21 protein-coding genes and 1 other annotated feature are annotated in these 25,379 nt (G+C 46.3%); of the genes, 3 read left to right on the plus strand and 18 right to left on the minus strand.

Annotated elements, in window-relative coordinates; translation table 11 throughout:
• Window positions 1-128: 128 nt before the first annotated feature.
• From rpsA to MHI38_RS05415, 9 genes are all read right to left on the minus strand, one after another.
• Entirely contained in the window at window positions 129-1,343 is a 1,215-nt protein-coding gene (gene rpsA, locus MHI38_RS05375; protein WP_090917258.1) for a 30S ribosomal protein S1, read from the minus strand.
• Between the two features lie 136 nt (window positions 1,344-1,479).
• Window positions 1,480-2,067, minus strand: a complete 588-nt coding sequence (locus MHI38_RS05380; protein ID WP_145331754.1) for a lysophospholipid acyltransferase family protein — start codon at window positions 2,065-2,067, stop codon at window positions 1,480-1,482.
• Complete coding sequence (gene cmk, locus MHI38_RS05385) at window positions 2,064-2,768, minus strand: (d)CMP kinase (protein WP_090917262.1); 705 nt, start codon at window positions 2,766-2,768, stop codon at window positions 2,064-2,066. Before cmk ends, MHI38_RS05380 begins: the two co-directional genes overlap by 4 nt.
• Before the next feature lie 103 nt (window positions 2,769-2,871).
• Entirely contained in the window at window positions 2,872-3,048 is a 177-nt protein-coding gene (locus MHI38_RS05390) for a hypothetical protein (protein WP_186809732.1), read from the minus strand.
• 111 nt (window positions 3,049-3,159) lie between these two features.
• Window positions 3,160-3,813, minus strand: coding sequence for a flagellar brake protein (locus MHI38_RS05395; RefSeq protein ID WP_154890629.1), 654 nt, complete (start codon window positions 3,811-3,813; stop codon window positions 3,160-3,162).
• Window positions 3,814-3,962: 149 nt separating this feature from the next.
• Window positions 3,963-5,309, minus strand: coding sequence for a germination protein YpeB (gene ypeB, locus MHI38_RS05400; RefSeq protein ID WP_341181026.1), 1,347 nt, complete (start codon window positions 5,307-5,309; stop codon window positions 3,963-3,965).
• Between the two features lie 618 nt (window positions 5,310-5,927).
• A complete protein-coding gene (prsW, locus tag MHI38_RS05405; RefSeq protein WP_154957591.1) occupies window positions 5,928-6,614 on the minus strand; it encodes a glutamic-type intramembrane protease PrsW in 687 nt (228 codons plus the stop codon).
• A 42-nt stretch (window positions 6,615-6,656) separates the two neighbouring features.
• Window positions 6,657-7,271, minus strand: a complete 615-nt coding sequence (locus tag MHI38_RS05410; RefSeq protein WP_090917274.1) for a genetic competence negative regulator — start codon at window positions 7,269-7,271, stop codon at window positions 6,657-6,659.
• 188 nt (window positions 7,272-7,459) lie between these two features.
• On the minus strand, window positions 7,460-7,810 hold the full coding sequence (locus tag MHI38_RS05415; protein ID WP_341181027.1) for a hypothetical protein: 351 nt from the start codon (window positions 7,808-7,810) through the stop codon (window positions 7,460-7,462).
• Between the two features lie 94 nt (window positions 7,811-7,904).
• Here MHI38_RS05415 and MHI38_RS05420 point away from each other — a divergent pair, with 94 nt between their 5' ends.
• Window positions 7,905-8,816: a polysaccharide deacetylase family protein gene (locus tag MHI38_RS05420; RefSeq protein ID WP_341181028.1), complete on the plus strand. Its 912-nt coding sequence runs from the start codon at window positions 7,905-7,907 to the stop codon at window positions 8,814-8,816.
• Between the two features lie 68 nt (window positions 8,817-8,884).
• Here the strand turns inward: MHI38_RS05420 and MHI38_RS05425 are convergent, their stop codons facing one another.
• On the minus strand, window positions 8,885-9,646 hold the full coding sequence (locus MHI38_RS05425) for a metallophosphoesterase (protein ID WP_341181904.1): 762 nt from the start codon (window positions 9,644-9,646) through the stop codon (window positions 8,885-8,887).
• A 264-nt stretch (window positions 9,647-9,910) separates the two neighbouring features.
• Between MHI38_RS05425 and MHI38_RS05430 the strand changes: the two genes are divergently transcribed.
• Window positions 9,911-10,111 (plus strand): hypothetical protein, encoded by a 201-nt coding sequence (locus tag MHI38_RS05430; RefSeq protein WP_341181029.1) that lies wholly within the window; start codon window positions 9,911-9,913, stop codon window positions 10,109-10,111.
• 40 nt (window positions 10,112-10,151) lie between these two features.
• Here MHI38_RS05430 and MHI38_RS05435 read toward each other — a convergent pair whose 3' ends face one another.
• A complete protein-coding gene (locus MHI38_RS05435; RefSeq protein ID WP_090917285.1) occupies window positions 10,152-10,745 on the minus strand; it encodes a type II CAAX endopeptidase family protein in 594 nt (197 codons plus the stop codon).
• A 329-nt stretch (window positions 10,746-11,074) separates the two neighbouring features.
• Window positions 11,075-11,305: a binding site (T-box leader), on the plus strand.
• 203 nt (window positions 11,306-11,508) lie between these two features.
• Between MHI38_RS05435 and serA the strand changes: the two genes are divergently transcribed.
• Window positions 11,509-13,104 carry a phosphoglycerate dehydrogenase gene (gene serA / locus MHI38_RS05440; protein WP_090917287.1) on the plus strand — a complete coding sequence of 532 codons (1,596 nt, stop codon included), beginning with the start codon at window positions 11,509-11,511 and terminating at the stop codon, window positions 13,102-13,104.
• Between the two features lie 80 nt (window positions 13,105-13,184).
• On the opposite strand, the gene MHI38_RS05445 is transcribed toward serA, so the two are convergent.
• From MHI38_RS05445 to MHI38_RS05475, 7 genes are all read right to left on the minus strand, one after another.
• Window positions 13,185-18,515 carry a BclA C-terminal domain-containing protein gene (locus MHI38_RS05445; protein WP_341181030.1) on the minus strand — a complete coding sequence of 1,777 codons (5,331 nt, stop codon included), beginning with the start codon at window positions 18,513-18,515 and terminating at the stop codon, window positions 13,185-13,187.
• 194 nt (window positions 18,516-18,709) lie between these two features.
• Entirely contained in the window at window positions 18,710-20,107 is a 1,398-nt protein-coding gene (locus tag MHI38_RS05450; protein WP_261769245.1) for a cell wall metabolism sensor histidine kinase WalK, read from the minus strand.
• A gap of 55 nt (window positions 20,108-20,162) precedes the next feature.
• Entirely contained in the window at window positions 20,163-20,879 is a 717-nt protein-coding gene (locus tag MHI38_RS05455; protein WP_110894386.1) for a response regulator transcription factor, read from the minus strand.
• Window positions 20,880-21,018: 139 nt separating this feature from the next.
• On the minus strand, window positions 21,019-22,281 hold the full coding sequence (gene ccsA, locus MHI38_RS05460; protein ID WP_154888521.1) for a cytochrome c biogenesis protein CcsA: 1,263 nt from the start codon (window positions 22,279-22,281) through the stop codon (window positions 21,019-21,021).
• Window positions 22,278-23,951 carry a cytochrome c biogenesis protein ResB gene (gene resB, locus MHI38_RS05465; protein ID WP_154888519.1) on the minus strand — a complete coding sequence of 558 codons (1,674 nt, stop codon included), beginning with the start codon at window positions 23,949-23,951 and terminating at the stop codon, window positions 22,278-22,280. The genes ccsA and resB overlap by 4 nt, the downstream gene beginning before the upstream one ends.
• Window positions 23,952-23,965: 14 nt before the next feature.
• Window positions 23,966-24,493 carry a redoxin family protein gene (locus MHI38_RS05470; protein WP_145413182.1) on the minus strand — a complete coding sequence of 176 codons (528 nt, stop codon included), beginning with the start codon at window positions 24,491-24,493 and terminating at the stop codon, window positions 23,966-23,968.
• Window positions 24,494-24,627: 134 nt separating this feature from the next.
• Complete coding sequence (locus tag MHI38_RS05475; protein WP_154888517.1) at window positions 24,628-25,377, minus strand: pseudouridine synthase; 750 nt, start codon at window positions 25,375-25,377, stop codon at window positions 24,628-24,630.
• Window positions 25,378-25,379 lie beyond the last annotated feature (2 nt).

The raw sequence follows: 25,379 nt of genomic DNA on the forward strand, positions 1-25,379 counted from the left end.
GTTTCGTAACGAACCGAAACGATTTTCTCGCAATAACAACAATCGGCGAACCCGCTGGGGCTCGCCGATCTTGCTTTTATTGTTCAGCAAAATATGCAGTATATAACTTAGAACCATGCATGTATAACTTATTTGAATTTGCTGAGTTTGTCACCAAACAGTTCGCCGAGCGTAGTGCTCATACCTTGATTGTTCAAGGAAACGTTCGGATTGTTGATTTCTTCACGTGGAGCGTTGTTTCTTGCTGGGCGCTCTGATTTTTGTGGTTGAGCAGGAGCTTCTTCTGTTTCTTTGATGCTCAAGCTTACACGTTGTTCAGCAGGGTTCATGTCCAAGATTTTCACTTGAACTTCTTGGCCCTCTTTCAGCACTTCATGTGGAGTACCGATGTGTTTGTGGGAAATTTGTGAGATATGCACAAGACCCTCAACACCAGGAGCGATTTCAACAAATGCACCGAAATCAACCAGACGTTTTACAACACCTGTTACGATATCACTTGTGTTGAATTTGTCACCAGCTGTTTCCCAAGGACCTGGTTGAACAGCTTTCATGCTCAGGCTGATTTTACCTTTTTCAGGATCAACTTTCAGCACTTTAACATTTACTTTGTCGCCTTCGGACAATACATCGGATGGTTTGTCAACGTGAGTCCAAGCCAGCTCGGATACGTGTACCAAACCGTCAACTCCGCCTACATCAACGAAAGCACCGAATTGAGTCAAGCGTTGAACTGTACCTTCAATGACTTGACCTTCTTGCAAACCAGCCATTACTTGAACTTTGTTTGCTTCGAATTCTTGCTCCAAAACGTCTTTTTGGGAAAGGATCACTTTGTTGTTCTCACGATCGATCTCTTTCACTTTAACACGCAGTGTGCGGCCTTTGTAGTCGCTGAAGTCTTCAACGAAATGACGCTCAACCATGGAAGCCGGGATAAATCCACGAACGCCCACGTCTGCAACCAAACCGCCTTTAACTACATCACCTACAACAACTTCGAACACGTCTTGGTCTTCAAAATGCTTCTGCAATTGCTCCCAAGCGTTCTCGCTGTCGATCGCACGTTTGGACAGAACGAGTTTTTCTTTCTCGTCGTCGATGCTAAGAACTTTAGCTTCAACTTCTTGTCCAACTTCTACTGCTTCAGACGCGCTGTCTACGTGAAGCGAAGACAGTTCACGAATTGGAATAACACCGTCATATTTATATCCAATACTTACATAAGCTTGGTTATCTTCCAATTTGACGATGGTTCCTTTTACAGTATCTCCTTTTTTCAAGGAAACGAATTGATCCAACTCATCTTGGGTTGCTTCTTGATTTTTCATTTCTTCCGACATGTCAAATACCCTCCTCAATTCAAAAACCCCATTATATTCAAACCTGCCTTGGCAGAGTTCAAAACACTTTCATGCAAATGCACTTCACATAGCATTCCTCAAAAATATGGAAACATGCACTCACAGTAGACCTGCCTTACTTACTAGGCTCGCCTGTTTTCACCATTTCGTTAATTTTGGACATGATTTTCTCGGTAGCTCTTTCCAAAGCATCTCCGGAAGTGTCTTCCTTGAACTCGTCCAAATTGACCGGTGCGCCATATACTACTTTCATCTTATGAAAAAGCTTGTAGTTGCCGATAATAGCAGTAGGGATTACAGTAGCACCGCTGCGGAGAGCAAAACTCGCTGCTCCTTTTTTACCAATTCCACCATCATTATGACGGCTTCCCGCTGGGAAAATGCCAAGCACTTCACCACCACGCAAAATATTGAGTGAGGTTTTGATGGATTCTTTGCTGACGCCTCCTCGCTTTACAGGGAAGGCACCGACAGCCTTGATAATCGGCCCTAGCACCGGAACATCAAACAGTTCGCTTTTAGCCATAAATCTCACTTGACGGCGAATTTTGATGCCAACGGTTGGCGGATCAAAGTTACTGATATGATTGGAGCATAAAAGTACACCGCCGTCTTTCGGGATATTTTCCCGTCCAACTGCCTCCAGGCGAAAAAGAATGGTATACATGATCCGCAGTACAGTCTTGCAAAAGGTGTAAATCATAGACCGCTCTCTCCTCTGACCATTGTGCAATAAGATACGATTTTGTCAACCACTTCATGGATATTCATCTTCGTTGTATCCAAGACAATCGCGTCCTCTGCACAACGAAGCGGGGAGACTTCCCTGTTCTCATCCAGCTTATCACGGGTTGCAATATCTCGCTCCAGTTGCTCCAACGTCAGCCCATCGGATGGTTCCAGTTCTTTGAAGCGGCGAAGTGCGCGCTCCTGCACACTGGCAGTCATAAAAATTTTCACTTCCGCATCGGGCAATACAGTCGTTCCGATATCGCGCCCATCCATGACGACGCCCTTGCGCAAAGCCATTTGCCGCTGAGTATCCACTAATTGTGTACGCAGCCCCTCGATTTGCGCATATCGAGACACGATTCCCGTTACTTCACGGGAGCGGATTTCCGAGGTAACATCCTCGCCATTACAGAACACTTTCTGTCCACCCCGATCCGGTTGTAAATCAATAACCAAATCTTGAGCTTCCTGAAGTACCTGAGTCATATCTTCCGGAGATATATCTTTCCGAAGCATATGCAAGGATACTGCACGGTACATTGCGCCTGTATCGACATAAATGTATCCGAGTTCCTCTGCAACCAAGCGGGCCACCGTGCTTTTTCCGGCACCAGCAGGTCCGTCAATTGCAACGTTCATCTTCCCGTCTTCTGATGTGTTCTGGCTAGCCAACGGGGCATTCCTCCTCAAACGATAAACCTCAATAAAAAAACAGGCATTGCCTGCATCGTGAAAATTATACCACACTCTACACATGGATGCAAAAACAGACAAATCAGCCATTCCGGTCTTTGCTGTTACTTTGCATATGAACCGGGGTACCTTCTAGCCGGTCAATCGTTGTCATTATTTTCTTCAAATCCGGGACAAGCAGTAACAATTGACAGAGAATAACGAGGATCAGGAGCAAGCCAATGAATAGCAACGCTCTTCGTTCCAACCGTTTTGACATCATACAATAAATATGTTCAATTCTCCGTGCATCAGAGCGTTTCTTCATAGCAACATTCTCCGTTTTTGCCTTACGTTGCCCAGTACAATACTGTTTTATGCCTGCACACGTCTACTTCATACGATAATCCAGTTGCCGTTCAAAACAAAATTTGATGACCTTCTGACGTTCTGAATCCGTAATCTGTGAAAATTTTAGCATACCTAACTCACGGCCCGATTCCAGCTTTTTAATGCGAACTACCTCGGCTTCGAATTGAACATGGTCAATTGACCCATTGCGATAAGGAACCAATAGCCAGCATTTCAACTTTTGTTCTTCCTGCACTTTGACATCAGGCTCGATGTATACGGACAATCCTCCGCCTCCGATGTCTTCAGTCAGCACGACCGCACGTGTAAGGTCTTCACATTGAATCGCCAATTCAAGACTGGCGTGAACGCGAAGGAAGCTACGGCGCTGAATTTTGGAAATCTCATCAGGAAGCGGTTTTCGAATGCGGACCAGACGAACGACATCTTCCTCGAACCCTGTTACGTAAGTATTAAAATAATGGCGGACTCCACTCTCGTTCATATACGATATGGACAATTCTTCTCCGAAAAAGAGTCTTTTTAAACGACTGTTCCCCTGCTGCATCGGAACTTCAATCAAAAAACTGTCATCATCGGTATCTGCGATACGCGATTTGTATTCCTTATGTTCCTCTTTTTCGTCAGCCGATGCGATCTGGATATACAACACTTCATTTATTTTAGGAAACAATCGGTTCACCGCCACTTATGTATTTATCTTTGTCTCTGCAAGGACTATTATACCATGACCTTTCTCACATGGAACAAGAAAAAACAGACCATTGAAATGGTCTGTTTTCGTATGATTAATTTTGAGAATACACATTCTGCTAAACGCTTTTAGGAGGTTGCATTCACTGGCTTAATCTCTTCAACCGCCTCTTCCATTCCTGTATCGGCATTAATGTAAATTCGGTAACGCGAACCGTTGATTCGTCCCCCGAATTCATAACAAAGCACTTCTTTGCTGTATTCATTCTCGATCAACGATTTGCGAACATAATTTTCTTTGAAATCTGAATTCAGTTTTTTGCGAGCCTGATCAGCCGTAAGCTTTGCTTTTGGAATCTGACGTTTGTCGTTATGCTCATATACATAGTCGCTTGCCTGAAAACCGGTGACTTCCCCCGTATCCAGACCTACACGTACAGACATTTTTTCTGGATAAATCAACGTATCTCCTTGCTTGTGCACATACGTGAGGTTCGCCAAATTACCGAACTCATCGTAGTTGACAGCTTTCATATCCTTATATCCTTTATTGACAAGAAACTGATCCGCTTGTTTCATTGCCTCTTGACGGGACACTTTTTTAGCTCCAACCGTTCTGGTGTCACTGTACGAGATAAGCTTCCCACCGTTGCGTGTGAAATCCATCATCAGTTTCCCGTTTCTGGCATGCTGGATGGTGGCGGTATACGATTCCCAGTCCGTCCCTTTGCCGTTCTCCTGAACCTGAATCTTACCACTTTCCACATTCGAGAATTTGGCGGCCTTCTCCTGGATCTGCTCTCTGGAAACAGGCATTCCGCCAAGCTTCTTCACAGAGCGTTTGGTGAACATATTAGAGACGGAAGGGCCCCAATCCAGCTCCGGGTAGTCTTTTACTTTTTTATTTACGGTCCGGAAACCGTCCACGATGGAATTATCGTTTGTCTGCTCCTGAGTTGCCATAACGGTTTCAGCATCCATCCAGCGCAAACGATCAGCTAATACTTTCTGTTGAACTTCTTTCAGACTATTTTTAATCTCCGAAGAATTTTGATACAGTGTCTTTAAATTACCCATTTCCTTCTTACTGAGTGGCTCATTTGTCAGGTCACGCATGGATGCCTGATACGCAAATTTCGAGATACGCGAGAGGAACTCCTCAGTCTCATTGAAGGGAAGCATGCCGAGCGGCAGTTGATTAATTTCATTCTGAGCTTCGCTAGTAAGCCTCCACACATTCATCAACCCTTTGCGATGCATCCCCTGTGAACTTGAATGTACAGCAAGCGTGTTCCCAATCTCCGAATGTAATTTATCCATATGGAATGATAGGTCGTGAAATGCACGCTGATATTGATTTTCCGCCTTGATCAGTATCGCATTCTTCTCCTGATTCTCCTGATAACCCCACACGAGTGCGCCGATCAGGAGAACTGCAAATATCGGAAACATGACTGAACTTAATCGTTTATACACGGTAGATTCTCCTTTCTTCTAGGGTGTGTCTGAAAACAATGGAGGAAGCAGATTTTGCCGAATTTTCGTTCCAAGCCAGGAAGTTTACCGCAGGCGTGCCGGGGCACGTCAAGGGAAAGTGACGCAGCAGGGAGCGAAAAGGTGGTAAAAGATGCACTTCAGTGGATTTCAAGACACGCCTTGATCACTGCCTTTATTGTGGGTCGAAGAAAGTCCTCTTATGCATGCGATTTCCAGCCGGAACGAAATTTGCCTTTAACGAATGAAGCTAAGACTTTTTTGAGTAAGGCTTGTTGACTTCACTTTAATCGAACATATAGCCGACTAGTGCAACATATAGCTCGTCGCCATGCCCTCTTCTTCAATGTCAAATTGATCCTTGTTATCACAAAGGCACTGTTTAAACCCAGTATCAATGCGCCCACGTTCTTTCTTGCCTCTTAACGTGAAACGTTCACCACATTGTTTGCATCTAATTTTAATCTTGATTCTTGTCATTGGATATCCCCGTTTCATATCGTCGTACCCTTGTTTTCTAGAACACAAAAAAGACACACCAGGGTCTGCGTTTTAAACGCTTTATGTCCACCAGTGTGTCCGTATTTTTATAATTTAATCTCATCCCTCTCGTTTCACGAAGCGAAAAGGAGAACGGTTGTTAGCCCGTGTAATCTTGCCTATTGCTCCATACCACAGACCCGCCATCAGAGGCGCGATGAACCACAGCCAGTGATTCACCATCATATTCATAATAACATCATACAATGCGTGCCAGAAAAACGGAAGAATCAGAGACAGACTGAGATACCACCGTTTCTTCTTCGTATCATCAATGAATTTGGCTTTGCCCATGTAATATCCCATAATAACGGCAAACATCGCATGACCTGATACAGGCAGGAGGGCCCTTAGAAACATACCTGATACGGAGGCATTGCCTGCAAATGCGTACAGCACATTTTCCACTGTAGCGAAGCCCAATGATACCGCAACGGAATATAAAATTCCGTCATATGGCTCGTCAAATTCGGTGTGATTATAGATAATGTGGTAGATCACAAACCATTTAACAAACTCCTCAACTCCGCCCGAGATTACGATGGATTCGAGAAGGGGACTATCTCCAAGCCACAACATCATGCCTCGCTGAATAATCATCACGGGCAGAACGATCAGAATCCCCATGAGAAATACTCTCAGAACCATGTGAAGTGGTTCATAATCATACCGGTCTTTAAGATAAAAGTATGTTAACAAGGCGAGACCCGGAGCAACTGCTGCAGCTAGAAGCGATAACAAAAGCACCGAAATTCCCTCCCCTGAATAGTGACGCGATGATAACGATGTTTAATCCTGACGTTTGAAGTGTGTGCAGATGACATCAATCGCTTGTTCAGGAATAACGACCTTTCCATACTCCTCCATAACAGCTGGAGTGACCGAAGAACCTTCTCCAAATTCAGCCAGCAAAGCAATCAATGCGGCATGTTTGGCGGTGTCTACATCATCCGGTTCAAAATGTAAGAACCATTTATTTTTATAAGAATACAGTTTCCCCGCATCCGTAACATGTTGACGTAACATATGGGCAGCTTCAATCAGCACCTCAAAATCCTTAAATGCGTATACGATGGAGTCACTTTGCTCCAGTGTAACTTCCATTTCATATACTTCTTCAGGAAGATCATCTTCATGACCTGAACCATATTGTTGCGGATCATATTTTCCACGAGTAACAATGACAACCATCCCTTGAGCGGGAAGTGCGAATACTTCAACAGCCAGCGGACCTGTAGCATCAAAGCCAAGTTCAGAATAAGCCTGGTCCATCATTTCAGTGAACAGTTCATGTACCTTCGGTAATTCCTGCCACATATCTTCTTTTTGTATTCCGCGCTCGCTCAGATCGTCAAAGGTCAGGAAAATCCGTATCTTATCGTGACTTAGTCGTTCTATTTTCATACAGGATCTCCCCTTTATAAGCAAGTCTTATAACAGATTATGAAGCACAAAACAATATGTGCTGAAAATAAATCTATGTAGTTATGTTATCATTTTATACCTATAAATGCACGCAGTAAAATCAACAAAAAAAAGAATCAATCCACATCAAATCAAGACTGTGGATGATTCTTAATGGATGTTACGGGTTACAAACCCGGTACTGATGTATTGGTTTGACTTAAAATCTGCTCTACTTCATGTTTAACATCCGGGTTCGTCCGAATAAAATCTTTAAGCATATTCATGTTTTCTTCTTTTTCTTTTGGTGAGATCACTCTGCTGGTTTTTGATGCCGACTTGTGCGGTTCACCATGATGATCCGGTTTGCTACTGAAGCTATCCATGCCTGGAAAAGTCATTTCCATCATTTTATGTCTGGCCTGGTCAACCATGTTTCGAGATGAACCTGAAGACAACATGGGCATTCTGCCTTTAGCTATCCAAGAACTGGCTGCAACACCAACGACTATACCCCAGAAAAAGGATGACGCCTTCATTACACCAACCTCCTTTAAGTGTTAAAATCAAAAGTAGTGTTTGCTGTAGAAGACAATCTCATTCCGCATAAATACAGGAAAGTGAGCTGAGAAAATGTTGAAACGTGCTACCTCGCTGTTACTCATAACCAGCATATTGCTATCTGCATGCAGTGCACAAAATCAATCTGCATCTGATGCCAAGGATATGAAAGACGATACTGCTGTCATTCTTACGGAGAAAAAAACCGAAGAAAACCCAAGCGCAGAATCCCAGATTGAAAATAACGAGACAGATACTGAAATTCATCCTAAAACAGACACAAATATAACCGGTACTAAGCCAAAAAATCCATCCACGGACGGAACCTCAAGGGAAGTGCTCGTTAAAAAGACGTATCATATGAATTCGAGTTATGTTATTAAACCTAATGATGAATCCAACCCTGCTAAAGTGGTCTTGTTAACCTTTGACGACGGACCAAAGGACGAAAAGATGATTAATTCACTTATGGATACTTTGGATAAACATCACGCCAAAGCCATATTCTTTGTAAATGGAGACCGTGTCAAACGTCAGCCGAAGTTGTTGAAAATGATTTATGACCGAAAACAGATCATCGGTAACCACGCTTGGGATCATGAAGATTTGAAGAAATTGTCAAGTTCAGAAGCTAAGAAACAGGTCACCGACGTTCAACAAATTGTGAAAGACATCACCGGGGAAAAACCTCAGTTTTTCAGACCCCCTTTTGGCTCCGGAAATGATGCACTGAAAGATGCCGTCAAAGAAGAGGGAATGTTGTATATGACATGGTCCAACGGCTCACTGGACTGGGATAAGAGCACTAAAAACAGACCAGACAAAGTGATCCAGAATGTCCTGGATCAGCTTCACCCTGGAAGTAATATTCTGATGCATGAATTACCTTGGACGGTCGATGCTCTGGACGAGTTGTTAACATCGCTTGAGAAGAAGGGTTATTCCTTTGTTGATCCACGCGCAATCGAATTGCAGTCCCGATAATAGATGCCAATGCTAGGGCTACTGCACCACTGCGAGAAAAATGTAATGTGCAACAAACAGCCCTGATCTTATTGATCAGGGCTGTTTGTTGCAGGAACACGTAAAGTGATGAGATGTATCTCTGCGGGACAACCTAACCTGAAGGGAAGATGGTTTGTACCAAATCCCCGGCTTACAAGCAATTTTCCTGAACGAATATCTTCATCGCTCCGTTTCAAGGAAAACCAGCCGCTCTTTACAGCCCGATAAGCCTTACTTAGCAATACAGGTCCTAACAATGGAACAACGATTTGTCCTCCATGGGTATGTCCACTCAGTATCAGATCTACATCAATGTCTAACCGCAATACTTCCAAAGGATCGTGAACTAATACGATTGTGGAGCAGCCATCCTTCGTATTTCGCAACAATTTCTCTGCCTGTTTCGAACGATAATCTAATCCGACCAATCGGACATGTTCCGTTCCTTTTTGCAAGTATACATCCTGATCTTGAAGGATCTGCACGCTCGAATCATCCAAAAGTCTAGATAAATGAGTCACGCCTGCTTTTTTGTCATGATTTCCATAAACGGTATAGGTTGGAGCCAAACTCGACAAAAGCCTCATATTTTGTCTGACAATCGACCAGGATATTCCCTCTTCAGCTATATCGCCCCCGATGAGTACCCAATCGGCTTTCCCCTTCAACTGCTCAACTTCTTTTGTTTTCAACAATCGTGCATGGGTATCTGATAAAAAAATAATCCTCGCTCCGTTGAAAGAGGCTGGTAGATGCACAAGTTCGACTTCGTCCTCTGTAATCACAGTTGTATGAGCCTCTCGCCACATATGAAAAAGAAGCAATAAAGCCACCACTAATGTGAGAAAGGATAAACTGACTAATATTACCACGGTAATGGGAGGAAGGTGTTCAAAGGAGGAGCTCCCTTAATCCCCCACCAAACCAGACCAACGGTTAACATTATGAAAATAAAAATAAGTGAATTGACAAATCTTTTGCTCAATCTCAAACGTCGTGAAGGATGAAGTTCAGTTCGAGTGGGTAAAGAACCCGCTTCGGAAACTGAGCTTTCCTTCTGGTTTGCCGTTTTCTTGGAGCGACTAGGCGCTCGTTCCGGTAATACCGGACTTTCCAGTGCGGATGCACTCGACCCACGTTGTGATCTTGGTAAAGAAATTGAAGTAATTGGTGGAAGTCCCACTGTTTCGGCAGCAACTGCCGTTTCAGCAACGAAACTTGTCTGTGAAGCTGAGTTCCGCCCGGTTTTCTCTTTATTGTCCGAGCGACGCTGACGTTGGCTGCCATATGTTTTCACCCTGCTTAATGGCTGACTCATGATCCCCTCCGAAAACGTATCGCTAATCCAGATACTAGGTCAATGATAAAATGACACAGAATCGGTGCCCATAATGTGCCTGATTGCAAATAAATATAGCCCAATCCATAGCTCGACACAAACACCCATCCTGTAGGAATCCAGTGGCGCAGATAGCGAATATGAATAACTGCAAATAAGATACTTGTCCAGTATGGACCAATTGCGTGTTGAATTGCGCCGCGGAAAAGCAACTCCTCACATACAGCCACCAAGGCTGCTATACATACAATATGCCAGATTGGACGTCCGCGAAACAACAGCTCGTTAATGCCACCATCATCCATACTTTCCTGAGGTATGACATAGGACAGTACCAAATCCATGACTAGCATAATCGCAGCGAGCCCAAGACCCCACCATAAAAACTGAAGATGATCAGGCAAGGCCAGAACTTCGAATAGATCCCTTTTCTGCAACAAAATCCATACGATCCCTACGATTAAAGTTAGCCCTTGGGTAAAGTAAAGGTTGATCAAGAGCAGACGTTCTGTTAATTGCTGCGGCTCGGCCTTCTGAATTTTAAACTTCGGAAATTTCTTTTTTTTCATTGCATGCGTCTGTCCTCTTAAGTTATTTGATAAAAATTTCATTGACCAATCCGATAGTATACTAAATGATAGCCAAAAAACCAATCCGGTTCAAGACCTGTCCCAAGTCCCGGTTGATCACATCAAAACGTTACTTCATTAATGCAGTGAACTTTCTTTCACGAAACAGTATGTTTAAAGCATTTAAATCTCAATAAAAATAATTCTAAGTAGATAGATTACACTCTCTGAAGGTCCGGAAATCACGGCCTCCAACCTTAAGAATTAAAACATTTAAGCCTATTGACATGCTCATGTAAGCCATGATACATTATGAAAAATTAGTTACGTCAAACACGATGATGGAAAAAAGACGTTGCTTTGTCTTTCAGAGAGCCGATGGTTGGTGTAAATCGGTGGCAGGCAGATGATCTTGAGCGCTCCTGAGTTATTGCATTGAAATTGGAGTAGGTGCAATCGGTTTAGACCCGTTATCCTCTTCGGTCTTCATTGACCGCTAAGACTGTCGTTGCGAAACGGCGGTGAATTAGGGTGGTACCACGACAACTCTCGTCCCTTATTGCGCAAGCAGTATGTGGATTGAGAGTTTTTTTGATTGTTTTTGATAAAAGAATCCTGTGGAATCACCCTGTTAGTTTACCCTACTCCTCTGCTACGACACCGCGTTGTTGGAGGGAAGAATCACTTTGGTTTTAAGGAACGTCTCCTGCCGGAGAACAAACCTTGACGATTATAGATATACAAACCTAAGGAGGAAGAAACCATGTACAAAGTGTTAGTGTCAGATCCAATCAGTGATCTGGGAATTCAGCAGCTGGTCGATGCAAGTGATGTCGTTGTCGAGAAGAAAACCGGACTTAGTGAAGATGAGCTTGTTGCCATTATCGGAGATTATGATGCCCTACTCGTTCGTAGCCAGACCCGTGTTACTGAACGTATTATGACGGCTGGCACCAATCTTAAAGTGATTGGACGCGCAGGAGTTGGCGTAGATAATATTGAACTGGAACCTGCTACACAACGCGGTATCATTGTCATTAATGCACCTGACGGTAATACCATTACGACTTGTGAGCACACTTTTGCCATGATGATGGCACTGGCACGACACATTCCGCAGGCATATGCCAAAACGATTCAAGGTACATGGGATCGTAAAACGTTCCTCGGTGTGGAGTTAAGAAATAAAACACTCGGTGTACTCGGTATGGGAAGAATCGGTAGCGAAGTAGCCAAACGTGCAAAAGCATTCGGAATGGACATTCTCGCTTATGACCCGTTCCTCACAGAGGAGCGTGCCGAGAAACTGCAAGTCAAGCTGGCAAGTGTTGATGATATTATCCGTAATGCGGATTTTATGACTGTACACACTCCACTCACCCCAGAAACACGTCATATGATTTCCCGTCCGCAGTTCGAAGTCATGAAAAAAGGCATGCGTATTATTAACTGTGCACGCGGCGGTGTAGTTGACGAAATGGCGCTTGTAGAAGCGATTGATGAAGGAATTGTTGCTGGAGCAGCATTCGACGTATTTGAAAGTGAACCACCTGCAGCAGATCATCCATTCCTGAATCATCCAAGCATTATCGTTACACCTCACTTGGGTGCATCAACCGTAGAGGCTCAGGAGAACGTAGCGATTGACGTATCTGAACAAGTTCTTCACATACTTCGCAATGAACCATTTAAAAATGCGGTTAATATGCCAGCTGTCGCACCTACCGTTATGAACAAACTGCAACCATACTTTAAATTGGGTGAAACGCTAGGTAGTTTTGCAGCACAAATCACTCAAAATGCAGTACAAGAGATTCGGATTGACTACGCGGGTGATCTGTCAGAAGTGGATACATCACCGCTCACACGTTATATAGTGAAAGGCATTCTGGCAAGACATCTGGGCGGAGAAGCCAATATTGTCAACTCCATGCACTTGGCCAAAATTCGTGATCTGAATGTTGTTGTGAGCCAAACCTCTGCTACAAAGGGATTCACAAACCTAATTACCGTAACACTCGTAACAACACAAGATGCTGAAGAACGCCGCGTGGCAGGTACGCTTCTTGCAGGATACGGCGAACGGATTGTTCGTCTTGATAAATTCCCTGTAGATATTGCACCGGAAAGCCATCAAATTTTGATCTCGCACAACGATAAACCGGGTATCATTGGACGTGTAGGTACTTTGCTTGGTCAAAATGACGTAAACATCGCATCCATGCAGGTTGGACGTAAAATTATCGGTGGTGCTGCGATCATGATTCTCACCGTTGATAAAGAAGTGCCAAAAGATGTGTTGGTTCAGCTTACATCTCTGCCTGAATTAAATACAGCTGTTGAGATTGTGCTCGGTTAAACGGCATCATCAATACTTTGAAAAAGACGACGAGACCCACTAAGGATCTCGTCTTTTTTTGTACAAATGCATATTCGGATTTAACTTAATTGAATAATGGTCAATGTTGCACCTGGAGGCGAGAGGACGGCTGCGCCGGCGAGACCAAACAATTGGAGCTGGATTGAAGATCCCGCTGTTACAGTAACAATAAACTCCGACTGTAATTGATTAAGTGAGAGTGTTGGCGATACCACGCTCGCCGAAATAGCTGTCCCGTTAAGCAACACGCGAGATTGTATTGCCAACGCAGCAGTCAGATTGATTCGATAAGAGATAAAATAGCGACCGGCATTAGCCAGTGTAAAGGTATCACTTGTACCGTTGACAGTTATACCCGTGCCAAAATTCTGGTTGCTTGGTAATGCTACAAGAGTACCGCCCAAAATAACAACAATTGTACCGTTAATGTTCTCAGCAAATGCTGAGTTAGCAGTTACCGAAGTTCCTGTTACTCCGGTGGCTCCAGTCACACCCGTCGCTCCTGTTGCACCTGTAATACTTGCGCCGGTGGCTCCTGTTGCACCCGTAATGCTTGCACCGGTGGCGCCGGTTACTCCGGCTATACCCGTTGCACCAGTCACCCCGGTTTCACCCGTCGTTCCCGTTACTCCCGTGGCTCCTGTTGCACCCGTAATGCTTGCACCGGTGGCCCCGGTTATTCCGGCTATACCTGTCGCTCCGGTCACCCCGGTTTCACCCGTCGTTCCCGCTACTCCTGTGGCTCCTGTTGCACCCGTAATGCTTGCACCGGTGGCCCCGGTTATTCCGGCTATACCCGTCGCTCCGGTCACCCCGGTTTCACCAGTTGTTCCCGTTACTCCTGTGGCTCCTGTTGTCCCCGTTATACTTGCGCCAGTGGCGCCGGTTACTCCGGCAGTACCCGTCGCTCCGGTCACCCCGGTTTCACCCGTCGTTCCCGTTACTCCTGTGGCGCCGGTTGCTCCAGTCACTCCGACGATACCCGTTGCACCAGTCACTCCGGTTTCACCAGTCGTTCCCGTTACACCCGTAGCCCCCGTTGCACCCGTTATTCCCGTTTCTCCAGTTACACCTGTCGCCCCAGCAATTGCTAATAACGTATAATCCGGCGAGGTGCCAGGCGTGCCCGTTGGCGAGGCCACATTCGTGATGTACGTACTACCGTTAAACGTCACCACTTGACCGGCTGGATACGTCGGCGCTACTGCTGGATCAAACGCCACGATTCCGCTTAATCCTACACCCGTGGCCCCCGTTGCACCCGTAATGCTTGCGCCGGTTGCTCCGGTCAATCCAGCAATACCGGTCGCGCCCGTTATTCCCGTTCCCCCAGTTACACCTGTCGCCCCTGCACTTGCAATCAAGGTATAATCCGGCGAGGTGCCAGGCGTGCCCGTTGGCGAGGCCACATTCGTGATATACGTACTGCCATTGAATGTCACCACTTGACCGGCTGGATACGTCGGAGCTACTGCTGGGTCGAATGCCACGATTCCGCTTAATCCTACACCCGTGGCCCCCGTTGCACCCGTAATGCTTGCGCCGGTTGCTCCGGTCAATCCAGCAATACCGGTCGCGCCCGTTATTCCCGTTCCCCCAGTTACACCTGTCGCCCCTGCACTTGCAATCAAGGTATAATCCGGCGAGGTGCCAGGCGTGCCCGTTGGCGAGGCCACATTCGTGATATACGTACTGCCATTGAATGTCACCACTTGACCGGCTGGATACGTCGGAGCTACTGCTGGGTCGAATGCCACGATTCCGCTTAATCCTACACCCGTGGCCCCCGTTGCACCCGTAATGCTTGCGCCGGTTGCTCCGGTCAATCCAGCAATACCGGTCGCGCCCGTTATTCCCGTTCCCCCAGTTACACCTGTCGCCCCTGCACTTGCAATCAAGGTATAATCCGGCGAGGTGCCAGGCGTGCCCGTTGGCGAGGCCACATTCGTGATATACGTACTGCCATTGAATGTCACCACTTGACCGGCTGGATACGTCGGAGCTACTGCTGGGTCGAATGCCACGATTCCGCTTAATCCTACACCCGTGGCCCCCGTTGCACCCGTAATGCTTGCGCCGGTTGCTCCGGTCAATCCAGCAATACCGGTCGCGCCCGTTATTCCCGTTCCCCCAGTTACACCTGTCGCCCCTGCACTTGCAATCAAGGTATAATCCGGCGAGGTGCCAGGCGTGCCCGTTGGCGAGGCCACATTCGTGATATACGTACTGCCATTGAATGTCACCACTTGACCGGCTGGATACGTCGGAGCTACTGCTGGGTCGAATGCCACGATTCCGCTTAATCCTACACCCGTGGCCCCCGTTGCACCCGTAATGCTTGCGCCGGTTGCTCCGGTCAATCCAGCAATACCGGTCGCGCCCGTTATTCCCGTTCCCCCAGTTACACCTGTCGCCCCTGCACTTGCAATCAAGGTATAATCCGGCGAGGTGCCAGGCGTGCCCGTTGGCGAGGCCACATTCGTGATGTACGTACTACCGTTAAACGTCACCACTTGACCGGCTGGATACGTCGGAGCTACTGCTGGGTCGAATGCCACAATGCCACTTAACCCTACGCCGGTGGCCCCCGTTGCACCCGTAATGCTTGCGCCAGTTGCTCCGGTTACTCCGGCTATACCCGTTGCACCAGTCACCCCGGTTTCACCCGTGGCCCCCGTTGCACCCGTAATGCTTGCGCCGGTTGCTCCGGTCTCTCCAGCAATACCGGTCGCGCCAGTTATGCCCGTTCCCCCAGTTACACCTGTCGTCCCGGCACTTGCAATCAAGGTATAATCCGGCGAGGTGCCCGGCGTGCCCGTTGGGGAAGCCACATTCGTGATATACGTACTGCCATTGAATGTCACCACTTGACCGGCTGGATACGTCGGGGCTACTGCTGGATCAAACGCCACGATTCCGCTTAATCCTACACCCGTGGCCCCCGTTGCGCCCGTAATGCTTGCGCCGGTTGCTCCAGTCTCTCCGGCAATACCGGTCGCACCTGTTACACCAGTGCCTCCTGTGACTCCTGCACTTGCTAGTAACGTATAGTCTGGCGAGGTGCCCGGCGTGCCTGTGGGCGAAGCCACATTCGTGATATACGTGCTGCCCTCAAACGTCACCACTTGACCGGCTGGATACGTTGGCGCTACTGCTGGGTCAAATGCCACAATGCCACTTAACCCTACACCCGTGGCTCCTGTTGCACCTGTAATGCTTGCACCAGTTGCTCCAGTCTCTCCTGCTGTACCCGTTGTGCCAGTCACCCCGGTTTCACCCGTCGCTCCCGTTACTCCCGTGGTTCCCGTCAGTCCAGCAATACCGGTCGCACCTGTTATTCCTGTTTCCCCAGTTACACCCGTTACACCAGTAGCCCCTGCACTTGCTAGTAACGTATAGTCTGGCGAGGTGCCTGGCGTGCCCGTTGGCGAGGCCACATTGGTGACGTACGTGCTACCATTGAACGTCACCACTTGACCGGCTGGATACGTTGGGGCTACTGCTGGGTCAAACGCCACGATGCCACTTAATCCTACACCCGTCGCCCCCGTGGTCCCTGTTACTCCCGTACTACCGGTTACACCCGCCCCAGTAGCACCTGTTCCTCCTGTGACTCCTGCACTTGCTAATAACGTATAATCCGGCGAGGTGCCCGGCGTGCCCGTTGGCGAGGCCACATTGGTGACGTACGTGCTACCATTGAACGTCACCACTTGACCGGCTGGATACGTTGGGGCTACTGCTGGGTCAAACGCGACGATTCCACTCAACCCTACACCCGTCGCTCCAGTTGCACCAGTAATTCCTGTCGATCCTGTAGCTCCTGTTGGTCCTGCTCCAGCAAGTAATGTATAATCTGGTGAACTTCCAGGTGTACCCGTTGGTGAAGCCACGTTGGTGATATACGTACTACCATTGAACGTCACCACTTGGCCTGATGAATATGTTGGCGCAACAGCCGGATCAAATGGTATAACTCCCTCTAAACCTATACCTGTTGCTCCGGTTGAGCCTGCTCCAGCAAGCAACGAATAGTCTGGTGAACTTCCAGGTGTACCCGTTGGCGCGGCGACATTCGTAATATATGTGCTACCATTAGACGTTACAATCTGATCTGCTGGATATGTTGGCGCTTGAGCAGGATCGAATGGTACAATCCCAGTGAGCCCCACACCTGTAGCGCCGGTAGCCCCCGTCGGTCCTGCACCAGCGATTAATGCATAATCAGGTGAACTTCCAGGCGTGCCTGTCGGTGAAGCGACATTGGTAATATACGTACTACCATTGAACGTCACCACTTGGCCTGATGAATACGTTGGCGCTTGAGCTGGGTCAAAGGTGATAGCACCGTTAAGGCCCACCCCAGTAGCTCCTGTCACTCCTGATGCAGCGATCAATGTATAGTCCGAAGATGTACCCGGTGTCCCTGTCGGACCTGCTACACTGGCAATATAAGTACTGCCATTATAAGTAACCACTTGACCTGCAGCATATCCCGGCGCAAGAGCAGCATCAAAAGGAATAGCTCCAGAAAGTCCTACACCTGTAACCCCAGTTGCACCTGTAGAACCGGCGGCAAGCAAGAGCGTGTAATCAGGTGAACTTCCAGGTAAACCCACCGGGCCATTTACGTTAGCCACAAAAAGACTTCCATCATAACTAACTACCTGGCCTTGCGCATAAGTTGATCCAGCTGCAGGATTAAACGTTGTAATATTGTTTAACCCTACACCTGGAATTCCTGTCGCTCCTTGTGGTCCTTGTGGACCCTGCGGGCCTATAGGGCCGACAGCACCCGCAGCACCCACAGAACCAGTTGGCCCTGCTGCACCTGTTGGACCAGTAGCTCCTCTCAATCCAGGAACTCCAGGGACCCCTGGTACGCCTGGAACACCGGGAGGACCTGCAGCACCTGTAATCCCCCCCGTACCGAAAGTCGTTGTGGCTCTGCTTAACGAGATAGATATGGAACGAATTAATCCGACTAACCGATCTTTTACTTCGGGAGGTACCTCCAAAAGCAATGTTAAACTTAACAAGTCATCCAACAGATTTTGCAAATTCCCTGCGAGATTAATTAAAGCAACAGGAATGACTTCAGAAGAAGCAATGGTCAGTTCTAATACAGCTTGAAGCTCCGCTTTTACCCCAGCTCGGAACTCAGATTCATTAACAAAAGTAAGTAACTGACGTAATCCGTTCTGCAACGCAAGTATATTTGATGCACTCGGCTGACTAATTGCACTGGGAATGGTTACAGCAAGAGAACGAAGAATCGACTCATATTGCTCAAGTTCACTAGCTGTTATGGGTATAAACGGCGAACCTGCCCGGAATGATCTCCCTTCCAAAAACGCTTTAATATTTACTCTTTTACGTCCATCGGACATACTTTAATCAATCCTCCTTAGACATCTTATTTTTCAATCTTATGAAGGAGGTGTTCAAAAATTATCTTGGACATTTTTTTGCGGACAAAAAAGGATACGACCTTGTTCCACGTTGAACAAGATTAAACGGAATACTTCAACAAAAAAACACCCTCTATCAGAGGGTGTTTCGGCACATTTTGTTTAAAATCAACCTATTTCGAAGATTCTACCGGAAATTGTAATATAAACTCCGTTCCTTCACCAAGCACACTATTGACATGAATCGTGCCCTGATGAGCATCTACGATGTTTTTTACGATCGCCAAGCCAAGCCCGGTTCCCACACTTTCTCCCCGAACGCGAGCTTTATCCGCTTTATAAAAACGTTCAAAAATAAAAGGCAGGTCTGATGTAGGAATACCCACACCCTGATCTTTTACACTCACTCTGGCAAAAGGAGCACGCAAGTTAGTAACAAGCTCAGCAGAAATTTTCACACTTTTACCAACAGGTGTATGTCTGAATGCATTATCCAGTAAATTCGTGAATACTTGCTCCAGCCTGTCTTCATCTGCTTGTTGAAGTGAGATCATCTGCTGTTTGCATTCGAATTGAAGTTGAATCCCCTGTTCCTTCGAACGCACCATAAATTTGCGATAAATACGTTCGAGAAGTTCACCGAGTTCAACTTCCTTCATGTTCATGTCAGTATGCCCTGCATCCATACGGGCCAGATCAAGTAAATCCTTGACCAGTCTACCCATCCGCAGTGACTCATCGTGAATGACCTGAATCAGTTCTTCACTCTCTTCGGGCGATGTTGCCATCCCGTCAAGTAAAGCCTCGCTGTATCCCTGCATCATTGATAACGGTGTACGAATTTCATGAGATACATTAGCAACGAAGTCCCGGCGCATCTTCTCCATCTTCACTTCTTCGGTAACATCTCTCAAGACAGCCACCGCACCCCGTACCACACTATCTGCATACAAAGGGGCCATTTGAACAGACCATACTCCTTGTTGCACATGAACATTGGAACTCTGGTCCCCACCTTGCTCCATCACCAGTCTGAATAAGGGTACAAGCGGTTCGGGAACATCACGGGACGGGTTTGCAGAAGGATGACCATCCAAACCCTCATCCTCCTGAGCCCAGTCTAGAGCATACCAGGCCTGCATAATTTTCTCACCAGGCGGATTCGTCAAAATGACCTTGCCTTCACCATCAAAAGTAATCACGGCATCCGTCATGCTTCGCAGCACGCTCGCCAAATGTTCCTTCTCATGATTCAAATTTCGAATGGTATCTTCCAGTTGAACAGCCATGTGATTAAATGTATTTGCAAGTTCACCTATTTCATCATTGGTACGGAGAGAAAGTCTCGTGCCATAGTTCCCTTTACGGATGGCATTAGCTGCCTGAATTAATTGTTGCATAGGCTGTGTAATTTTGGTGAACAGAAATAATGCAAAAAACGTTGTTAGACTGAATCCAACAATGCAAATATAAGTAAACAGCCTTTTGATGTCCCTAGATTCTGACTCAGCAAAGTTGGTATCGATATAGGGTAACAGAAAGAGCCCTAGCGCAATCAGCACACAGCCCACAAGGCATATAATTGTGATCCATAACTTTCCAACCAGTGATCTCCAGAAAGCAAAGTTATTTCGGTACTTCCAGTTTATAACCGACACCCCACACGGTTGTTATCATCGCTGCCGATTCAGGTGATACCTTGTTCAGCTTCTCGCGAAGACGCTTCACATGGGTATCTACGGTACGAAGATCACCGAAAAATTCGTAGTTCCATACATCCTTAAGCAATTCTTCTCTGGAGAAAACCTTATCTGGCGATGTTGCAAGGTAATGCAACAACTCATATTCTTTAGGTGTCAAACTGATCTCTTCACCACCCGCAGTCACGCGGTGTGCATCATGCTCAATAACAAGATGTGGAAATACAATATTGTTGCTTGAATTGCTCTCCTTCGAAAGATACGCTGTTGCAGAAGAGCGGCGCAGAATAGCCTTCACCCGATAAATCACTTCACGCGGGCTGAATGGCTTTACCACATAATCATCTGCCCCTACTTCAAAACCTTGTACACGGTTAATCTCTTCCCCTTTTGCGGTAAGCATTAATACAGGGGTAGATTTGACCTGACGAAGCCGAGTGCATACCTCAACACCATCCATACCTGGTAGCATAACATCCAGCAAAATCAGGCCGTAATCTCCGGCCGTTGCTTTACGAAGCGCTGTTTCGCCATCCTCTGCTTCATCAATTTCGTAACCTTCTTTTTCAAGATACATTTTAAGTAGCCTGCGGATTCTTTCTTCATCATCCACAACCAAAATACGATTCTCATGTTCTGACATGCCCACTCAAGCCCCTTTACAATAACTCCTCATCACTTCTATTATGTTCGATCTTGCGAACAATATTTGAATACCCGTTTTACTGGAACGGGTATATCATGAATTACCGTTGTTTTGCCACTACTTTTAACTGACTTTACTAGTCTGCTCCAGCATAGGAATGCAATCCTGCAATGATCAGATTTACACCAACCAGTGTAAACATAACAACCAGGAAACCGAGCACAGCAAGCCAAGCGGACTTCTGTCCCTGCCATCCTTTGGATAAACGCAAGTGCAAATACACACTATAATACAGCCAAGTGATCAGTGCCCACACTTCTTTAGGGTCCCAGCCCCAGAAACGACTCCAGGCAATTTGTGCCCAGATCATAGCAAAGATCAGAGCTCCCAGCGTAAAAATAGGGAATCCAATCGCAATAGCGCGATAACTGATCTCATCAAGGTCATCCGCGTCAATTCCGTTCATCATCGGCTGTAACGCTTGTCCAAGCGGTCTGCGTACAATTAAACGAATGATTCCATATAAAATCAGACCCGTAATGATTGACCAGATGACTGTATTCAGCTTACGTCCTGCATTCACGCCATTCATCCATGAAGGCGTCTCAAGCAACGGCTCCTTCATTCCAAGGAACGGTTTCAAGCTCTCCACTTCACTATTATATGGAGCAAAAATAGGAGGCATGCGATAAATCACTTTCTCTATTGTACTATTTTCTTCTCCCTTTGTGTCAATGGTGACTGTTTTCTGTACAAAAACGGCCTCATAACCGGATGCACGGAAGGCAAACACGGTTCCAATAAATCCGATCACCACAACGATGGTAATGAGCGTAAACTCCACCCAGCCGCGCTGACGACGAGAAGATTTGTCTTTTCCACTAAAATCAACGGTACGAAGCAGATACATAAATCCCGCAGCAAAACCTACTGCAAAAAACGCTTCACCCAAAGCAGCCAGCGTAACGTGGATCTTCAACCAAATTGATTGTAATGCGGGAATCAATGGCTGAACTTCCTGCGGAAATACGGCTGCATATGCCATAATGATAATCGTGAGCGGAAGTGCAAACAAGCCCAGCAGAGATTTGCGGTAAATTGCGTACACAACGATAAACGCTACCATAATCATCATGGATAAAAAGGACATGAATTCGTACATATTACTTACCGGAATATGGCCTGCACCAATCCAGCGGGTGATAAAGAAAACAAAATGTGCTGTCAACGCAACCGTAGATGCGATAAACGCCCGTTTACCCCAACGATTCAAATGATCGATCGGATCGCGGTTACTCCATTTCTTGCCCATGACGGCCACTGCATACAATAAAAACGCAGCACAATACAGAAAAAAAGATACGATAAATGCGTCGCTGCTGAAATCCAGTATATTCATGCTTGGTTCCCCCCGTTATCCAACGACTTCTCATCCACTTCCAGATTCATCTGTTTCAAAATGCCAGCAACTTCTCGTCTGAAGCCAAACCAGTTTTTGTTGGTATGCCCGCCAAGCGTAATTCGCTCATCATCGAACCGAATCCAAATGCGTCTATGATGCCAGTAAAAGCCCATGACAAGACCCAGCATTACAATGCCTGCCCCTACCCATACAAAAGGCATCGCTTTGTCCACACGTATATTCAGGTAGCTTACCGATTGAATAAGATCTACCTTGTCCATACTGTCGACCTCCAGTTGTAATGGAAGTTCCCCTCCTACAAGCTGGCGGTTGATTGCATCCTGTTGAAAACGTTGCTTGTCAATTTGTTTGGCAAAATATAAGTATTGAATCCCCTTCTCTGGTAGATCCGGACCTTCAATATGAAAAAGAAATGCAGGTGCATTGGGTGAAGGTGATTTTGATTTTGGTTCTCCCTTATCATCCAGAGCAAAATCCATAAATTTTTCTTTCACCGTCAATGTATATGGTCCTGCCTCAAAGGTGCGTTGCGTGTCCATCATGTCAATCTTCAAAGAACCGTATACTTCGCCCGTTTTCACATTGACCAGATCCGGTGTCACCGAGCGAATCGTCGGGGTTAGATCATAGTCAAACTGGTATGCCTTAAGACCTTGGTAATTCAGTGGCTGGTTCACCCGTACGTCATGTCTTGCAACCTCTACAAGCTGAGGTTTTTTGGAGAGATCCGAACAATCGGCTGTGCATTCGTACAAAACAACCTTGGTTTCAAACAACTTGGGAACTGTTTTATTCAAATTTTTGAACTGCTCAGGAACCTCGTCGTCACTATAAAACTCCACATTAAACTTCTCATTTTTCAGATACATGGACGTGTTTGGAATTTTTTTAATTTCCCCTTCGGGAAAAGCAACATGTTCGTCCAGATTAAGACCTGGAAGTCCGCGAGCGAGTACAGCGAGCAGAAAAATAATAAGTCCGATATGAATCACATAAGGACCCCAACGGCTAAAACGTTGCTTCTCCGCAAGCAAAGCATCCCCTTGTGTGTGAACACGATATCCTTTCTTACGAAGCGGCGTAACCGCTTTCTTAATCCACTCTTCAGGTGCCTCTTCAATAGAACCTTGATACACAAGTCGCTGCCGCGTCAGGAATTGCAGATGTTTCCGTATCCGCTGCTTGTTCAGCGCTTTGTACAGTGGAAGCACACGATCCAGACTACAGATCACAAGCGATGCTCCGATCATTACCAGCAGTAGAATAAACCACCAGGATTCATATGTATGAGACAGTCCGAGAAGATAATAAATATGGCCTAACTGACCATAGGTTTCTTTGTAATAAACCGAAGGATCAATATTCAGAAATGTACTTTCTTGCGGGTAGATCGTACCTAGCATGGAACCAACGAGCGTGAGCACAATCATATAAACTGCAATTTTGACAGATGAAAAGAAATTCCATATGCGATCAATAATATTGGGATTACTTCGCTGTGAACGCCGGGCCATCCCATCATAACGCATCTCTAACACGTCATTCGATTGAGCGGTTTCCTCCAGAAGCGGCTTACCACACGCCTCGCACAATACGGTTCCTACCGGATTCTGGTGACCACACTCACATTTCGTATTTTGGAACACAAGTAGACCTCCTGTCAGGGCTGCTTCGCCAGCTGTGAGATTTGAGCGTCAAGTGTGTCCAAATCCAATTGCCCGATATGAATCGTGGAGATTTTTCCCGTTTCAGATACGAAAAACGTTGTTGGCATCGGAGAGATCCCATAGTCTCGAACGGAGTTTTTATCCCGGTCTAACATAATCGGAAATGTAACACCCACCTGCCGTACAAAATTATCTACCGTCATCTGATCTTCTCCAACGTTGATTCCAACAAATTGCACACCTTTATCTTTCCATTTGTCAGCCTGCGCTTGAAGAGCAGGCATCTCTTTCACACAAGGCTCACACCATGTGCCCCAAAAATTGATAACCATCGCTTTTCCTTGATACTCATCAGACGTATGAACTTGACCATCCAGGCCCAGCAGTTCAAAAGAAGGGGCTCGATCCCCTTCCTTTGGCTTGCCGTTCGAGCCGGATACCGATGTTGTAATCGCGTATCCACCCAACACCAGGATCAAGCACAAAATAACGATTTGCACCGTTCTTCTTGATTTTCCCATGTGCTGCTCCCCTTTAAAGTGACGATATTATTGATTTGCCTTCTTGTTATAGAAACTGTGAACACTCTATGAACAATTATAGCGAATTTCGTCACAAATCTGCGGCGGTTTTATGAAAATTATGTGTCCTCACATTACCTTTTTTTCATTTTTTTGGCGGGTTCCGATTTTGCGAGCGTAATCAGATTGTTAACTTCCTCTTTGGTCAGATTACGTGTCAGCCCTCTTTTCAGATTTTGCAGCAAAATGCCTCCAAACGAAATCCGCTTCAGACGTGTTACCGGATGATTGATTGCCTCAAACATACGTCTTACCTGACGGTTTCGTCCCTCATAAATCGTAATCGAAATAACAGCTTCATTGTTTGCTGTGTCCACATCTTTGTACTCGACCTCTGCTGGCGCTGTCATACCGTCTTCAAGCATAATTCCATTTTTGAGCTTTTCCAGTTCCGTACCATGTGGTACCCCTTTAACTGTTGCCAGATACGTTTTGGGTACGTGATGTTTAGGATGCGTCAGCAAGTGCGCAAATTCGCCATCATTGGTCAGAATAAGCAGCCCTTCGGTATCATAATCAAGACGTCCTACCGGATAAACACGTTCCTTAACGCCTTTCAGATAATCCGATACGATTTTCCGGCCTTCCGGGTCTGATGCGCTTGTAATAACCCCTTTAGGTTTATTCAGCATCAAATACACTTTTTTCTCACTGCGGATCGGTTTTCCATTGACCGTAATGATATCCTCTTCGGGGTTTGCTTTCGTACCCAGTTCGGTTACGACCTCCCCGTTAACTTCCACTTTGCCGGACAGGATCAGTTCCTCACTCTTGCGGCGGGATGCAATGCCTGCCTGCGCGATAATTTTTTGTAATCTTTCCATGT

This window comes from Paenibacillus sp. FSL K6-1558 (assembly GCF_038002565.1).
Classification (GTDB): domain Bacteria; phylum Bacillota; class Bacilli; order Paenibacillales; family Paenibacillaceae; genus Paenibacillus; species Paenibacillus polysaccharolyticus.

Coding starts and splice junctions, on each gene's coding strand:
- rpsA (WP_090917258.1), bottom strand. CDS start 1,343: ATGTCGGAAGAAATGAAAAATCAAGAAGCAACCCAAGATGAGTTGGAT.
- MHI38_RS05380 (WP_145331754.1), bottom strand. CDS start 2,067: ATGATTTACACCTTTTGCAAGACTGTACTGCGGATCATGTATACCATT.
- MHI38_RS05390 (WP_186809732.1), bottom strand. CDS start 3,048: ATGTCAAAACGGTTGGAACGAAGAGCGTTGCTATTCATTGGCTTGCTC.
- MHI38_RS05410 (WP_090917274.1), bottom strand. CDS start 7,271: ATGAAAATAGAACGACTAAGTCACGATAAGATACGGATTTTCCTGACC.
- MHI38_RS05415 (WP_341181027.1), bottom strand. CDS start 7,810: ATGAAGGCGTCATCCTTTTTCTGGGGTATAGTCGTTGGTGTTGCAGCC.
- MHI38_RS05420 (WP_341181028.1), top strand. CDS start 7,905: ATGTTGAAACGTGCTACCTCGCTGTTACTCATAACCAGCATATTGCTA.
- MHI38_RS05425 (WP_341181904.1), bottom strand. CDS start 9,646: ATGTGGCGAGAGGCTCATACAACTGTGATTACAGAGGACGAAGTCGAA.
- MHI38_RS05435 (WP_090917285.1), bottom strand. CDS start 10,745: ATGAAAAAAAAGAAATTTCCGAAGTTTAAAATTCAGAAGGCCGAGCCG.
- serA (WP_090917287.1), top strand. CDS start 11,509: ATGTACAAAGTGTTAGTGTCAGATCCAATCAGTGATCTGGGAATTCAG.
- MHI38_RS05445 (WP_341181030.1), bottom strand. CDS start 18,515: ATGTCCGATGGACGTAAAAGAGTAAATATTAAAGCGTTTTTGGAAGGG.
- MHI38_RS05455 (WP_110894386.1), bottom strand. CDS start 20,879: ATGTCAGAACATGAGAATCGTATTTTGGTTGTGGATGATGAAGAAAGA.
- ccsA (WP_154888521.1), bottom strand. CDS start 22,281: ATGAATATACTGGATTTCAGCAGCGACGCATTTATCGTATCTTTTTTT.
- MHI38_RS05470 (WP_145413182.1), bottom strand. CDS start 24,493: ATGGGAAAATCAAGAAGAACGGTGCAAATCGTTATTTTGTGCTTGATC.
- MHI38_RS05475 (WP_154888517.1), bottom strand. CDS start 25,377: ATGGAAAGATTACAAAAAATTATCGCGCAGGCAGGCATTGCATCCCGC.